The following is a 13,424-nucleotide window of genomic DNA, read 5'->3' on the forward strand; positions in this document are numbered from 1 at the left end:
AGAGGTTAAGAAACACCCCTTTTGCGGCCCCGGGGTTCAGCATACCCCCCCTCGCCGTCAACGGGGAAGTGGGGTCCCTCCCCCCCCACCCCCGGAGTATTTGCCAAGAGAAGAAGCGCCGGAGGCGGGCCCATCAGGCGCCGCCGATCCAGCGGTCGTGGCACTGAAGCGCGAAGCGGTCGGTCATCCCGGCGATGTAGTCCGCCACGATCCGGGCAAGCGCGGTTTCGTCGGCCGCGTCCTCGACGTCCTTGCGCCATTGCTTCGGAAGACGATCGGGATGGGCCATGAGGAAGGGAAAGAGCGCGTCGATGACCGCCGTCACCTCGGCCCGCATGGCAACGACGCTGGGGGCGCGGTACATGCGGTCGAAGAGGAAGGCGCGCGTCACCTTCAGATCGTCGAAGAGCGGTTGCGAGAAGCGGATCACCGCACGGCCCGCGTGGCGCACGTCGGTGGCACTTTGCGGGTCGATCTCGGCCAGGCGGGTGCGCGCCACGGCGATCACGTCCTCGACCAGCACCCCGAAGAAGCGCCGCAGCGCCTCGTGCCGGCGGCGGTAGTAGTTCAGGCCGGGATAGCGGCGGTCGACCTCGGCGAAGCAGTCGCGCAGGATCGGCAATTCGGCCAGTTCGTCGGTCGAGAAAAGCTCGGCCCTGAGTCCGTCGTGCAGGTCGTGGTGGTTGTAGGCCACGTCGTCCGAGATCGCGGCCACCTGCGCCTCGGCGCTGGCGTAGGTCGCAAGCTCGAGGTCGTGGCGCGCGTTGTAGTCGGCCAACGCGTAGGGCAGCGCCCCGGTGACGGGGCCGTTGTGCTTGGCCAGCCCCTCGAGCGTTTCCCAGGTCAGGTTCAGCCCGTCGAACTCGGCGTAGTGCCGTTCGAGCGAGGTGACGATGCGGATCGCCTGCGCGTTGTGGTCAAAGCCGCCATAGGGCGCCATGAGCCGTTCCAGCGCATCCTCGCCCGTGTGGCCAAAGGGCGTATGGCCAAGGTCGTGGGCCAGCGCCACGGCCTCGGTCAGTTCGGTGTCGAGGCCTAGCGCCCCGGCGATGGTGCGGGCGACCTGCGCCACCTCGATCGAGTGGGTCAGCCGGGTGCGGAAATAGTCGCCCTCGTGTTCGATGAAGACCTGCGTCTTGTGCTTCAGGCGCCTAAAGGCCGAGGAATGGATGATCCGGTCGCGGTCGCGCTGAAAGCAGGTGCGGAACGTGCTTTCCTCTTCGGGGTAAAGCCGCCCGCGGCTTGTCGCGGGGTCCGATGCATAGGGCGCGCGCATGGCCTGACTTCCCCCTGTCCGTTTCAAATGCCGTCCGAAGTCCTGTCCCGGGATCTTCTATAGGGGGATTCCCCGCGGACCGCAGGGGGGAAAGCGCCTTCAACCGCCGCTCTTGCCGCGACCGGCCCTTGCCCTGCCGCCGGGGCCGCCGGGGCCGCCGGGTCCGCGCCGCCAAAGGCCGCGGGCCAGCAGACCCAGCGCGGTCGCGGCCGCCAGACCGGCCCCCGCGAGGAAGGTCGCCTCGGGACCGATCCCGTCCCAGAGCGCGCCGGCGATGGTGCTGGCCAGAAGCAGCGCCACACCGGTGACAAGGTTGAACAGGCCAAAGGCCGTGCCGCGCAGTTCGGCCGGCGCGGCGTCGGCGACGAGCGTGGCGAGAATGCCCTGCGTCAGGCCCATGTGCAGCCCCCAGAGCGCCACGCCCGCGAACACCGCCGCAAGGCCCGGGGCGAAGGCCAGCACGAGATCGGCCGCGATCAGCACGGCCAGCCCCACGATCAGCACCGAGGTCCGGTCGGCGCGATCCGACAGCGCGCCCGCGGGATAGGCCGACAGCGCGTAGGCAAGGTTCATCACCACAAGGATCGCCGGCACCAGTGCGGCGGTCAGGCCAAGGCTGTCGGCGCGCAGGATCAGGAAGGCCTCGCTGAAGCGCGCCAGCGTGAAGAGGAAGGCCAGCACCACCGTGAGCCAGTAGGCCGCCGGCAGAAGCGCAAGTTCCCGCCGCGCCAGCGGATTGGCGACGCGGCGCAGATCGGCCGGGCGGTCGGGTTCGCGCACCGCGACCAGCAACAGGCCCACCGCCAGCGCCGCCGGGATCACCGCGACCCAGAAGACCGCGATGAAATCGCCCGCGAAGGCCCACATCAGCGCGATCGCCAGAAGCGGGCCCAGAAACGCCCCCGCCGTGTCGAGCGACTGGCGCAGTCCGAAACTTGCGCCGCGCAGGCCGGGCGGGCTGAGGTCCGCGACCAGCGCGTCGCGCGGCGCGCCCCGGATGCCCTTTCCGATCCGGTCCACGACCCGGGCGCCGACGACCCAGCCGAGCGATCCGGCCAGCGCGAAGACCGGCTTCGTGACCGCCGCAAGGCCGTAGCCCGCCACCGCCAGCCCCTTTCGGCGTCCGATCCGGTCGCTCAGCACGCCTGAAAAGACCTTGGTGATCGACGCCGTTGCCTCGGCGATGCCTTCGATCAGCCCGACCGCCAGGACCGAGGCGCCCAGTCCCGCCACAAGGTAGACCGGCAGCAGTGCGTGGATCATCTCGGACGAGACGTCCATCAGAAGCGACACGAGGCCAAGCGCCCAGATGCCCGCGGGGAGCTGGCGCCAGACACGGGCGGTCTTCGGCGCGGGAACGGGCGTGCTCATCGGGTGCGGGCTCCGGCTTTGCCGCACCGGTCTGAACCGCCGCGCGACCCGGCGCAAGGGGCCCGTCAGTCCGACAGGATCGCGACGGCCTCCCACGGGGCAAGGACCAGGGGGCCGCGCGCCTCGGCCCGCGGCGCGCAGTTGGCGACGAGGCAACGCCCCGAGATCGCAAGCCCCTCGGGCACGTCGACCTGTGCGTCCTGCCCCGAGAGGTTCGCGATCACCGAAAGCCGCGTGGCGCCAAGCGTCCGGGCATAGGCCATGACCTGCGGGTGATCCTCGGCGAAGGGCGTATAGCGGCCGTGGACGATCACCCGATGGGCCTTTCGCGCCGCGATCAGCCCGCGGTAGTGGGCGAAGACGCCATCTGGGTCGGCGCGGTCGGCCGCGACGTTGATCGTGGCGTGGTTCGGGTTCACCTCGATCCAGGGCGTGCCGGTTGTGAAGCCGGCCTGCGGCCCGGCCGTCCACTGCATCGGCGTGCGCGCGTTGTCGCGCCCGTTGGCGTTCGCGCCGGCGATGAAGGTCGCCTCGTCAACGCCGGCCGCCGCCTGATCGGCGTACTGCCCCAGCGTCTCGACATCGCGGAACTGGTCGAGCCGGGTGAAGCGGGCGTTGGTCATGCCGATCTCTTCGCCCTGATAGACGAAGGGCGTGCCCTTCATCAGGTGCAGGACCGTGGCCAGCGCCTTGGCGGACCGCACGCGGTGTGCGCCGTCGCAGCCGTATTTCGACACCTGCCGGGGCAGGTCGTGGTTCGACAGGAACAGCGAATTCCAGCCGTCCTCGGCCAGGGCGGCCTGCCAGTCGGTCATCACCCGCTTGAGGGTGACAAGGTCGAAGGGCCGGGGTTTCCACTTGCCGTGGACCGGATCCCAGCCCGCCATGACATGGGCGAACTGGAACACCATGTCGAGTTCACCCCGGTCCCGCCCGCAGTAAAGCCGCGCCGTGCCGGTCGAGACCGACCAGCTTTCGCCCACCGTGACGACATCGCGCCCCGAAAGCGTCTCGCGGTGCATCTCTTGCAGGTATGGGTGAAGCCTGGGACCTTCCTCGTAGATGCGCGCGTCGACGTCCTTGCCGATCAGGCTGATGACGTCCATGCGGAAGCCCGCGATGCCCCGGTCGAACCACCAGTTCATCATCCGGTACACCTCGGCCCGGAGGGCCGGATTGCGCCAGTCGAGGTCGGGCTGATGGGCGCTGAAGAAGTGGAAGTAGTACTTGCCCACCCCGGGGACGAAGGTCCAGGCCGGGCCGCCGAAACAGGCGCGCTGGTCGTCGGGCGGCCCGCCGTCCGGGCCGGGGTCGCGCCAGATGTAGAAGGCGTGTTCGGGCGCGGCCGGATCGGCGCAGGCGGTGCGGAACCAGCGGTGCGCGGACGAGGTGTGGTTGACCACGAGGTCCATCACGATCCCGATGCCGCGCGCCCGCGCCTCGGCCACCAGGCGGTCGAAATCGGCCAGCGTGCCGAATTCGGGCGCGATGGCCTGGTAGTCGGCGATGTCATAGCCGTTGTCGGCCATGGGCGAGGCATAGACCGGCGACAGCCAGACGAAACCGATGCCAAGGTCGCGCAGGTGATCGAGACGCGAGATGATGCCGGGGATGTCGCCCACGCCATCCCCGTTCGAATCCATGAAGCTGCGGGGATAGATCTGGTATCCGGTGGCCTCTTGCCACCACCTGGGGCCGGTCGTCGCCATCGGGCCTTCCTTTCGCGCGGGGCCGAGTCGGCGGTCGGCCCGTCCACGCGGTGTTAGCGCGATCAGGGGCGCGCTCAAAGCCCCGCTTGCCCCCTGCCCCGCGCCTTCCTATCTTGAGACTAGACGACAGGAGCCCGCCGGTATGGACCTCACCCTGCCCCCGAAAGTCACGCCCCGCGCCTTCGCGCGCCTGGCCGAGATCAACGCCGCCTCGGGCGATGCCAAGGCGCTGCGCGTCGCGGTCGAAGGCGGCGGCTGTTCGGGCTTTCAGTACGAGATCAAGCTCGATGACCCCGCCGACGACGACCTGATCCTCGAAGGCGACGGGCAAAGGGTGGTGGTGGACAGCGTCTCGCTGCCGTTTCTTGCCAACGCGGTCATCGACTTCTCGGAAGAACTGATCGGCGCGCGCTTCGTGATCGACAATCCCAACGCCACCTCGTCCTGCGGCTGCGGCACGTCCTTCTCGATCTGACCGTTCAGCCGAAGACCTTGCGCGCCAGCAGCACGCGCGAGGCCGCCGTGACAAGGCAGAGCACGCCGAAGATCCACGCGAGGGGCCCGAACCACTGCGGCCAGAGGCAAAGCACCACGAAAAAGGCGATGGTCTCGGTCCCCTCGAGAAGGCCGCCGGTGAAGTAAAGCGACTTCGCCCCGCGCGCCTGCGTCGTCATGTTCCGTTTTTCGGCGAGGATCGCGTAGCCCAGGAAGCTTGCGCCGTTGACGTAGAAGCTGAACAGCAGGAACGCCCCGGCCACGCCGTTCGCGGCGGGATCGAGGATCACGAAGGCCAGCGGCACGGCGCCGTAGAACAGGAAGTCGGCGGTGATGTCGAGATAGCCGCCGACGTCGGTCATCCGGCTGGCCCGCGCCACGGCGCCGTCCAGACCGTCGGCCAGACGCCCCAGCAGAAGCGGCACCAGCGCAAGCAGCGTCGCCCCGCCCGCGATCAGGACCGCCGCGCCCAGCCCCAGCACCAGTCCCGCCAGCGTCACGCTGTCGGCGCCGACGCCCCGGCGCGCCAACGCGCGCCCCATCCGGTTCAGGGGCGGGTCGATCACCCGGCGCATCACCCGGTCGAGCATGTCCACCTCTTGCCTCGTTCGCCTTGGTCATGCCGCAGGGCCGGCCATCCCGCAACGGCCTGAAACGCCCGATGACGGGACCGTGTGCGGAGCGCGTCCGGCTTGTGTCCCCGCGCCCCCGCCCGTAAAGCTGGGGCCGGCCAAGGGGGAAAGCGCGTGAAGATCGCCACGTTCAACATCAACGGCATCAAGGCCCGGATCGAGCAGCTGACCGGCTGGCTTCAGGACCAGTCGCCCGACGTGGCCCTTCTGCAAGAGATCAAGTCCCAGGACGACGGCTTCCCGCGCGAGATCTTCGAGGACATGGGATACCGCGTGGAAACCCATGGCCAGAAATCGTTCAACGGCGTCGCGATCCTGTCGAAGCTGCCGCTTGAGGATGTGACGCGCGGCCTGCCCGGCGACGACGGCGACGAACAGGCGCGCTGGATCGAGGCCACGGTGATGGGCTCGCGCGCGGTGCGCGTCTGCGGGCTGTACCTGCCCAACGGAAACCCGGCGCCGGGCCCGAAATACGACTACAAGCTGGCCTGGATGGACCGCCTTCAGACCCGCGCCCGCGCACTTCTGAAGGCCGAAGAACCCGCCGTCATGGCCGGCGACTACAACGTCATCCCCCAGGACGAGGACGCCGCCCGCCCCGACGCCTGGCGCACCGATGCCCTGGCCCTGCCCGACAGCCGCGCGGCCTTCCGGCGCGTCCTGAACCTCGGCTTCACCGAGGCCTTCCGCGCCCGCACCCGCGCGCCGGGGCACTATTCGTTCTGGGACTACCAGGCCGGGGCCTGGAACCGGAACGACGGCATCCGCATCGACCATGTCCTGCTGACCCCGCAGGCCGCCGACCTGCTGCGCGACTGCTGGATCGAGCGCGAGATGCGCGGACAGGACAAGCCCTCGGACCACGTCCCGGTCTGGGTCGATCTCGACGCCTGACGACGGGTCCGGGACGACGTTCTGGCCGGGGACGGTTGCCGGTTTGATGACAAAGCTGTCAGAAGATCGCCATGATTCGCGCCCATTGGCCCGAATTCATGAACAATGCTTCACAAAGCATTGAAAATGGTCACGCATTCATGTTGCGTTCAACTTCTTTATGGCAGGAATTTGACAGGTTGTTTCCCTATGGCTCAGTCTGCATGGGTCGGAAACGCTGCTGAAACCACAGGGGGTGATGACGAATGCTGACGACCGTGATGATTCTGATCAGCCTTGGCTTCATGGCCTACCTGTCGCACCGCTGGCTTGGCATGACCGCCGAGATGCAGTCTTCGCTGCGCCAGAAGCGCATGCTCGAACATCTTGACTGGCAGAATGCCGCGCAGCCCGCACGCCGCAGGCTTAAGCGGCGCTGACGCCGCCCCTTTCACAGCCCTGACCGTTCACGCCGGAACTCCCGGCGGCGCGGCCTATTCGGCCGCCACCTTGGCGATCCCCAGCATCTGCGCCAGATAGCGCCCGGTGTGGCTGCGCTCGACGCGCGCCACGTCCTCGGGCGTGCCCACGGCCACGATCTCGCCCCCGCCGTCGCCGCCCTCGGGCCCGATGTCGATGATCCAGTCGGCGGTCTTGATGACGTCGAGGTTGTGTTCGATCACCACGACCGTGTTGCCCTGCTCGACCAGTTCGTGCAGCACCTCGAGAAGCTTGCGCACATCCTCGAAGTGCAGCCCCGTCGTGGGCTCGTCGAGGATATAGAGCGTCCGCCCGGTCGCGCGCTTCGACAACTCCTTGGCCAGCTTCACGCGCTGCGCCTCGCCGCCCGACAGGGTCGTGGCCTGCTGGCCCACCTTGATGTAGCCCAGCCCGACCTGCACCAGCGCGTCCATCTTCTCGCGGATCGCGGGCACCGCCTTGAAGAAGACCTGCGCGTCTTCGACCGTCATGTCGAGCACGTCTGCGATCGACTTGCCCTTGAACTTGATTTCCAGCGTCTCGCGGTTATAGCGCGCGCCCTTGCAGGTTTCGCAGGTGACATAGACGTCCGGCAGGAAGTGCATCTCGATCTTGATGACGCCGTCGCCCTGGCAGGCCTCGCAGCGGCCGCCCTTCACGTTGAAGCTGAACCGCCCGGCCTTGTAGCCGCGCGCCTTGGATTCGGGCAGGCCGGTGAACCAGTCGCGGATCGGCGTGAAGGCGCCGGTATAGGTTGCGGGGTTCGACCGGGGCGTGCGCCCGATCGGGCGCTGGTCGATGTCGATCACCTTGTCGAGGTGTTCGAACCCCTTGATCGTCTCGCAGGGCGCGGGCGTCTCACGCGCGCCGTTCAGCCGCATCGCCGCGTTCTTGTATAGCGTCTCGATCGTCAGCGTCGACTTGCCCCCGCCCGACACGCCGGTGACGCAGACGAAACGGCCCAGCGGATACTCGGCCGTCACGTTCTTGAGGTTGTTGCCCGTCGCGCCCACCACCGTCAGCGTCTTGCCGTTGCCCGCCCGCCGGTCGGCCGGAACCGCGATCTTGCGCGTGCCGTTCAGATACTGACCGGTGATCGAGGCCGGATCGGCCGCGATCTGGGAGGGCGTGCCATGGGACACCACCCGGCCGCCATGCACACCCGCGCCGGGACCGATGTCGAAGACGTAATCGGCCTCGCGGATCGCTTCCTCGTCATGCTCGACCACGATCACCGTGTTGCCCTGGTCGCGCAGGTTCTTCAGCGTCTGCAAAAGCCGCCCGTTGTCGCGCTGGTGCAACCCGATCGACGGCTCGTCAAGGACATACAGCACGCCGGTCAGCCCCGATCCGATCTGGCTGGCCAGCCGGATACGCTGGCTTTCGCCGCCCGACAGCGTGCCCGCATTGCGGCTGAGCGTCAGGTAGTCGAGGCCGACGTTCACGAGGAATCCCAGCCGTTCGCGGATTTCCTTCAGGATCGCGCGGGCGATCTCGTTCTTCTGGGCGGTCAGATGCTCGGGCACCGTGCGGCACCAGTCGTGCGCCTCGCGGATCGACATCTGCACGACCTGGCCCACATGCAACAGCGTGTCCGGCCCGCCCGTGGCGGGGCCGATCCTGACCGCAAGCGCTTCGGGGCGCAGGCGATAGCCGTGGCAGGTGCCGCAGGGGCGGTTGTTCTGGTAGCGCTCGAATTCCTCGCGGATCCAGCTTGAATCGGTCTCGCGATAGCGGCGTTCCATGTTCGGGATCACGCCCTCGAAGGGGCGCGTGACCTGATAGACGCGCCCGCCCTCGTCGAAGCGGAAGGGAATCTCTTCCTCGCCCGAGCCATAGAGGAAGACCTGGCGCACGGCTTCGGGCAGGTCCTTCCAGCGCGCGTTCTTGTTGAAGCCATAGTGCTTGGCCATCGCCTCGATCGTCTGAAGGAAGTAGGGCGACTTGCCCTTGCGCCAGGGCGCGATGGCGCCGTCGGCGATCTTCAGGTTCTGGTCGGGCACGACAAGGCGGTCGTCGAAGAACAATTCGACCCCCAAGCCGTCGCAATCGGGGCAGGCGCCGAAGGGCGCGTTGAAGCTGAACAGGCGCGGCTCGATCTCGGGGATGGTGAAGCCCGACTCCGGGCAGGCGAAGTTCTCCGAGAACGTGATGCGTTCGGGCTCGGCGTCCGTGGGCGCGGTTTCGAGGATGGCGATCCCCGAGGCGAGGTCGAGCGCCGTGCGGAACGAATCCGCCAGCCGCGTCTCGAGCCCCGGCTTGACCACGATGCGGTCCACGACGACGTCGATGTCGTGGCGGAACTTCTTGTCAAGCGTGGGCGGCGTGTCGAGTTCGTGGAACTCGCCGTTCACCTTCACCCGCTGGAAGCCCTGCTTGCGCAGCTCAAGGAATTCCTTGCGGTATTCGCCCTTCCGGTCGCGCACGATGGGCGCCAGAAGATAGGCGCGCGTGCCCTCTTCCATCGCCATCACGCGGTCGACCATGTCCTGCACCTGCTGCGCCTCGATCGGCAGGCCGGTCGCTGGGCTGTAGGGGGTGCCGACGCGGGCGAAGAGAAGCCGCATGTAGTCGTAGATTTCCGTCACCGTCCCCACGGTCGAGCGCGGGTTCTTCGAGGTCGTCTTCTGCTCGATCGAGATCGCCGGCGACAGGCCGCTGATATGGTCGACGTCGGGCTTTTCCATCATGTCGAGGAACTGCCGGGCATAGGCCGACAGGCTTTCGACATAGCGCCGCTGGCCCTCGGCATAGATCGTGTCGAAGGCAAGGCTCGACTTGCCCGAGCCCGAAAGCCCGGTGATCACCACAAGCTCGTCGCGCGGAATGTCGACGTCGATGTTCTTGAGGTTGTGTTCGCGCGCGCCGCGAACCTCGATCTTCTTCAATTCGGGCATCGGGGGACCACCCTGGAAACGGATTGGTAACACTTAGGCGCGCGTCGCGAAAACTCCAACCGAAAAATGAGAACGAAGCGGGAACGCGCCTAGAATCCCGCCGCCCGCCGCCGCGCCAGCCAGTGCTGGCCCAGGATGCCGGCCGCCAGGATCGCCGCCGCCACCAGCATCATCGCCGCATAGCCGCCAAGCGTTGCCACCGCAAGCAGCAGCGGCGGACCCAGCGTGTTGCCGATGTTGCCGGTCTGCGCCAGCGCGCCGTTGGCCGCCGCGCGGTCGGGAAGCGGCTGGTTGAGCTCGGGCACCGCGGCGAAGCCCGCGCCCTGCACCAGGCCAAGGGCCGCCGCCAGCAGAAGGCACAGCGCCGGATTGCCCGGCATAAAGGCCAGCGCCAGGGCCGCGACCCCGGCCCCGGCGAAGCCCGTCACGATCACCCGGACCGCCGGCATCCGCCGCAAGAGCGCCACCCCCAGCGTCAGCGAGGATGCGATGCTGACCAGCGGCATGCCCCCCACGATCAGCACCCGCCACTCGGGCGCGATGAAGGGCGGCAGCAGCGTCAGAAGGCTTACGTAGGTAAAGGTATAGGACAGCCAGGCCACCGCCGGCGCGCTGATCCGGGCCGAACGATAGATCGCCCCGTGCCTGCGCAGGATGCCGGCCACCGACAGATCGCCCTGCGCCTCGGCGGCCTGCACCCGGGGCAGGACCAGCGTCAGGATCACCGCGCAGACGGCCATGTAGGCGGCATGCGCCAGAAACAGGCCCGGCAGGCCCATACGGTCGGCGAAGGGGATGCCCGCCCAGACGAGGATGGTGAAGGCCACCCCGAAGAACGTGCCCCACAGCGTCAGCGAGACGCCCCGGTCCTCGGGCGCGGACAGTTGCGCGATCAGCGTCGGCGCGGCGACGACAAGCGCCAGATGCGACATCCCCTCGAGCACCCGGCTGGCAAGAAACAGCGGCAGCGGCGGCAGCGTCGCCTGGAAGGCCGAGATCGCCGCCCCCGCCCACAGCGCCCAGATCATCGCCCGGCGATAGCGCACCTTCGCCACGACGATCCCCGCCGTCACCCCCAGAAGGATGCCGACGAAGCCCACCAGCGACAGCGCGAACCCAAGCGTGGGACCCGCCCCGGGCCATAGCTCGGGCAGGCGATCGAAGACCACGCTGACCTTGCCGTATTGCGCCGCCGCCCCAAGACCCGCCGCATACAGCAGAAAGACCAGCAGCCAGCCGGTGCGGGGGGTGTCGGACGCGCGTTCCATCCTTCCGCTCTAGCCGTCCACCCCGCCTTCGTCCATGCCTCACGGCCTTGTGCGTGACCCCTCGGTCCGGCGCCCTATACTGCGGGCCGACGCACAAGGAAACACAGATGAGCCTTCAACGACGCCGCCTTCTTGCCGCCGGTCTTGCGACCCTCGCCCTCACCGCCCTGCCCCGTCTGGCGCTGGCCCACCATGGCTGGCGCTGGACCGACACCGGCGAGTTCGAGCTGTCGGGCATCATCACCGCCGCCGAGCTTGGCAACCCGCACGGTCTTCTGACCGTGCAGGCCGGCGACGAGGTCTGGACAGCCGAGGTCGGGCAGCCCTGGCGGAACGAGGCCGCCGGCCTGACCGACGCGATGCTTGCCCCCGGGACCGAGGTGATCCTGCGCGGCCATCGCGCCGCCGATGCCGCGCGGCTGGTGATGAAGGCCGAACGGGTGATCATCGCGGGCCGGCTTTACGACCTTTACCCCGACCGCTCGTGATCGAGGTCCTGGCCGCGCTGGAAGCCACGGGCCTTGCCCAGCACCTCAAGGCGTCGCGCTGGACCTATCCGCTGGTGAACGCGGGCCATGTGTTGGGGATCGCGCTTCTGGTGGGCGCGGTGATCCCGATGGACGTGGCGATCCTGCGCGGGCGCGCCGCGTCGGCGCAGGCGCTTCTGCGGCCCTTCGCGGTCGCGGGATTCGTGCTGACGCTGGCCTGCGGCGCGCTTCTGTTCGTCACGCAGGCCGGCGACTACATCGCGAACGGCTGGTTCCAGGCGAAGATGGCGCTTCTTGGCGCGGCGATTGTGAACGCGGCCCTGCACCTGCGCGCCAGCGGGCGCGGCCTGCGCCGCGCCGCGATCGCCTCGCTCGTGCTCTGGCCCGGCGTCCTTCTGGCCGGTCGGATGATCGCCTATTCCTGAGCGGTCAGATGTGGATCGCCCGCCCGTAGGCGTCGAGCACCGCTTCGTGCATCGCCTCCGAGATCGTGGGATGCGGGAAGACGGTGTTCATCAGGTCTTCCTCGGTCGTCTCGAGCGTGCGGCCCACGACGTAGCCCTGGATCATCTCGGTCACTTCGGCCCCGATCATGTGCGCGCCCAGAAGCTCGCCCGTCTTTGCGTCGAAGATCGTCTTGACCATCCCCTCGGGATCACCAAGCGCGATGGCCTTGCCGTTGCCGATGAAGGGGAAGCGGCCGACCTTGATCTCGTGGCCCTTCTCCTTCGCCTTCGCCTCGGTATAGCCGACGCTGGCCACCTGCGGGTGGCAATAGGTGCAGCCGGCGATGGCCTCGGGGCGCACGGGGTGGACATGGTTCTTGCCGGCGATGAGTTCGGCCACCATGACCCCTTCGTGGCTGGCCTTGTGCGCCAGCCAGGGCGCGCCGGCGATGTCGCCGATGGCGTACAGCCCCTCGACCCCGGTGCGGCAGAACTCGTCCACGACGACATGCGTGCGGTCGATCCTGACCCCAAGCGCCTCGAGCCCCAGCCCCTCGACGTTGCCGACGATGCCGACGGCCGAGATCACCGTGTCGAACTCGTGCGTCTCGGTCTTGCCGCCGGTCTCGATATGGGCCGTGACCGTGCCCTTGCCGCGGTCGAGCTTCTTCACCGTGGCCTTCTCGAGGATCTTCATGCCCTGCTTGACGAAGCTTTTCCTGGCGAAGGCGCTGATCTCGGCGTCCTCCACGGGCAGGATGCGGTCCATCACCTCGACCACCGTCGTGTCGGCGCCGAGCGTGTTGTAAAAGCTTGCGAATTCGATGCCGATCGCGCCCGAGCCGATGACAAGAAGCTTCTTCGGCATCCGCGGCGGCGTCAGCGCATGCTTGTAGGTCCAGACCAGATCGCCGTCGGCCTCGAGCCCCGGAAGCTCGCGCGCGCGCGCGCCGGTCGCCAGGATGATGTTCGCGGCCGTCAGCTCTTCGGTGCCCTTGTCGGTCTTGACCTGCACGCGGCCCTTCGCCGGGATCGTGGCCGCGCCCATCACGACCTCGACCTTGTTCTTCTTCATCAGGTGGCCCACGCCCGAGTTGAGCTGCTTGGCCACCGCGCGGCTGCGCTTGACAACGGCGTCAAGGTCATAGCCGATGCCCTCGGCGTTCAGCCCGAAGTCCTTGGCGCGGTGCATCAGGTGGAAGACCTCGGACGACCGCAGCATCGCCTTCGTGGGAATGCAGCCCCAGTTCAGGCAGATGCCGCCCATATGCTCGCGCTCGACGATGGCGACCTTCAGGCCCAGTTGGCTGGCGCGGATCGCGGCCACGTATCCCCCGGGGCCCGCCCCGATCACGACGACGTCGAATTGCTTGCCGGCCATCCCGCGCTTCTCCTCCCGCTTTGGTTTCGTGTCGATGTTCCTGACGACAAACCATGTGCCACAGACGACCCGTCCGTGTCACCCGGTCTTGCGAATTCCCGCGTTGAG

12 protein-coding genes are annotated in these 13,424 nt (G+C 68.1%); 5 read left to right on the forward strand and 7 right to left on the reverse strand.

Translation table 11 applies throughout. The features are described from left to right. Positions 1 to 133: 133 nt before the first annotated feature. From ACRDNQ_RS13000 to ACRDNQ_RS13010, 3 genes are all read right to left on the reverse strand, one after another. Positions 134 to 1,276: a deoxyguanosinetriphosphate triphosphohydrolase gene (locus ACRDNQ_RS13000; RefSeq protein WP_431829125.1), complete on the reverse strand. Its 1,143-nt coding sequence runs from the start codon at positions 1,274 to 1,276 to the stop codon at positions 134 to 136. 99 nt (positions 1,277 to 1,375) lie between these two features. After that, positions 1,376 to 2,647, reverse strand: a complete 1,272-nt coding sequence (locus ACRDNQ_RS13005; protein ID WP_431829126.1) for an MFS transporter — start codon at positions 2,645 to 2,647, stop codon at positions 1,376 to 1,378. Between the two features lie 65 nt (positions 2,648 to 2,712). Continuing rightward, entirely contained in the window at positions 2,713 to 4,356 is a 1,644-nt protein-coding gene (locus ACRDNQ_RS13010) for an alpha-glucosidase (protein WP_431829127.1), read from the reverse strand. A 142-nt stretch (positions 4,357 to 4,498) separates the two neighbouring features. Here ACRDNQ_RS13010 and ACRDNQ_RS13015 point away from each other — a divergent pair, with 142 nt between their 5' ends. Then, a complete protein-coding gene (locus tag ACRDNQ_RS13015; RefSeq protein ID WP_431829128.1) occupies positions 4,499 to 4,831 on the forward strand; it encodes a HesB/IscA family protein in 333 nt (110 codons plus the stop codon). Positions 4,832 to 4,835: 4 nt separating this feature from the next. Here the strand turns inward: ACRDNQ_RS13015 and ACRDNQ_RS13020 are convergent, their stop codons facing one another. Then, on the reverse strand, positions 4,836 to 5,441 hold the full coding sequence (locus ACRDNQ_RS13020) for a CDP-alcohol phosphatidyltransferase family protein (RefSeq protein WP_431829788.1): 606 nt from the start codon (positions 5,439 to 5,441) through the stop codon (positions 4,836 to 4,838). A gap of 156 nt (positions 5,442 to 5,597) precedes the next feature. Here ACRDNQ_RS13020 and xth point away from each other — a divergent pair, with 156 nt between their 5' ends. Both xth and ACRDNQ_RS13030 read left to right on the forward strand, forming a co-directional pair. Beyond that, complete coding sequence (gene xth, locus ACRDNQ_RS13025; protein ID WP_431829129.1) at positions 5,598 to 6,377, forward strand: exodeoxyribonuclease III; 780 nt, start codon at positions 5,598 to 5,600, stop codon at positions 6,375 to 6,377. A 245-nt stretch (positions 6,378 to 6,622) separates the two neighbouring features. After that, complete coding sequence (locus tag ACRDNQ_RS13030) at positions 6,623 to 6,796, forward strand: hypothetical protein (protein ID WP_431829130.1); 174 nt, start codon at positions 6,623 to 6,625, stop codon at positions 6,794 to 6,796. Positions 6,797 to 6,850: 54 nt separating this feature from the next. On the opposite strand, the gene uvrA is transcribed toward ACRDNQ_RS13030, so the two are convergent. Continuing rightward, positions 6,851 to 9,733 carry an excinuclease ABC subunit UvrA gene (uvrA, locus tag ACRDNQ_RS13035; RefSeq protein ID WP_431829131.1) on the reverse strand — a complete coding sequence of 961 codons (2,883 nt, stop codon included), beginning with the start codon at positions 9,731 to 9,733 and terminating at the stop codon, positions 6,851 to 6,853. Positions 9,734 to 9,822: 89 nt separating this feature from the next. Continuing rightward, on the reverse strand, positions 9,823 to 11,001 hold the full coding sequence (locus tag ACRDNQ_RS13040) for an MFS transporter (protein ID WP_431829132.1): 1,179 nt from the start codon (positions 10,999 to 11,001) through the stop codon (positions 9,823 to 9,825). 107 nt (positions 11,002 to 11,108) lie between these two features. Between ACRDNQ_RS13040 and ACRDNQ_RS13045 the strand changes: the two genes are divergently transcribed. Both ACRDNQ_RS13045 and ACRDNQ_RS13050 read left to right on the forward strand, forming a co-directional pair. Further along, positions 11,109 to 11,489, forward strand: a complete 381-nt coding sequence (locus tag ACRDNQ_RS13045; RefSeq protein ID WP_431829133.1) for a DUF6152 family protein — start codon at positions 11,109 to 11,111, stop codon at positions 11,487 to 11,489. Further along, positions 11,486 to 11,914, forward strand: a complete 429-nt coding sequence (locus ACRDNQ_RS13050; RefSeq protein WP_431829134.1) for a hypothetical protein — start codon at positions 11,486 to 11,488, stop codon at positions 11,912 to 11,914. The genes ACRDNQ_RS13045 and ACRDNQ_RS13050 overlap by 4 nt, the downstream gene beginning before the upstream one ends. A gap of 4 nt (positions 11,915 to 11,918) precedes the next feature. On the opposite strand, the gene lpdA is transcribed toward ACRDNQ_RS13050, so the two are convergent. Beyond that, positions 11,919 to 13,316: a dihydrolipoyl dehydrogenase gene (gene lpdA / locus ACRDNQ_RS13055; protein ID WP_431829135.1), complete on the reverse strand. Its 1,398-nt coding sequence runs from the start codon at positions 13,314 to 13,316 to the stop codon at positions 11,919 to 11,921. Positions 13,317 to 13,424 lie beyond the last annotated feature (108 nt).

The sequence above is a fragment of the Saliniferula longa genome (genome assembly GCF_050789285.1).
In the GTDB taxonomy this organism is placed as follows: domain Bacteria; phylum Pseudomonadota; class Alphaproteobacteria; order Rhodobacterales; family Rhodobacteraceae; genus CAVPWP01.

What these genes read in the sequence shown, in the direction of transcription:
- lpdA (WP_431829135.1), bottom strand. Translation starts at nt 13,316, where the DNA reads ATGGCCGGCAAGCAATTCGACGTCGTCGTGATCGGGGCGGGCCCCGGG.
- ACRDNQ_RS13020 (WP_431829788.1), bottom strand. Translation starts at nt 5,441, where the DNA reads ATGCTCGACCGGGTGATGCGCCGGGTGATCGACCCGCCCCTGAACCGG.
- ACRDNQ_RS13030 (WP_431829130.1), top strand. Translation starts at nt 6,623, where the DNA reads ATGCTGACGACCGTGATGATTCTGATCAGCCTTGGCTTCATGGCCTAC.
- ACRDNQ_RS13045 (WP_431829133.1), top strand. Translation starts at nt 11,109, where the DNA reads ATGAGCCTTCAACGACGCCGCCTTCTTGCCGCCGGTCTTGCGACCCTC.
- ACRDNQ_RS13015 (WP_431829128.1), top strand. Translation starts at nt 4,499, where the DNA reads ATGGACCTCACCCTGCCCCCGAAAGTCACGCCCCGCGCCTTCGCGCGC.
- ACRDNQ_RS13000 (WP_431829125.1), bottom strand. Translation starts at nt 1,276, where the DNA reads ATGCGCGCGCCCTATGCATCGGACCCCGCGACAAGCCGCGGGCGGCTT.
- ACRDNQ_RS13040 (WP_431829132.1), bottom strand. Translation starts at nt 11,001, where the DNA reads ATGGAACGCGCGTCCGACACCCCCCGCACCGGCTGGCTGCTGGTCTTT.
- ACRDNQ_RS13010 (WP_431829127.1), bottom strand. Translation starts at nt 4,356, where the DNA reads ATGGCGACGACCGGCCCCAGGTGGTGGCAAGAGGCCACCGGATACCAG.
- ACRDNQ_RS13005 (WP_431829126.1), bottom strand. Translation starts at nt 2,647, where the DNA reads ATGAGCACGCCCGTTCCCGCGCCGAAGACCGCCCGTGTCTGGCGCCAG.
- uvrA (WP_431829131.1), bottom strand. Translation starts at nt 9,733, where the DNA reads ATGCCCGAATTGAAGAAGATCGAGGTTCGCGGCGCGCGCGAACACAAC.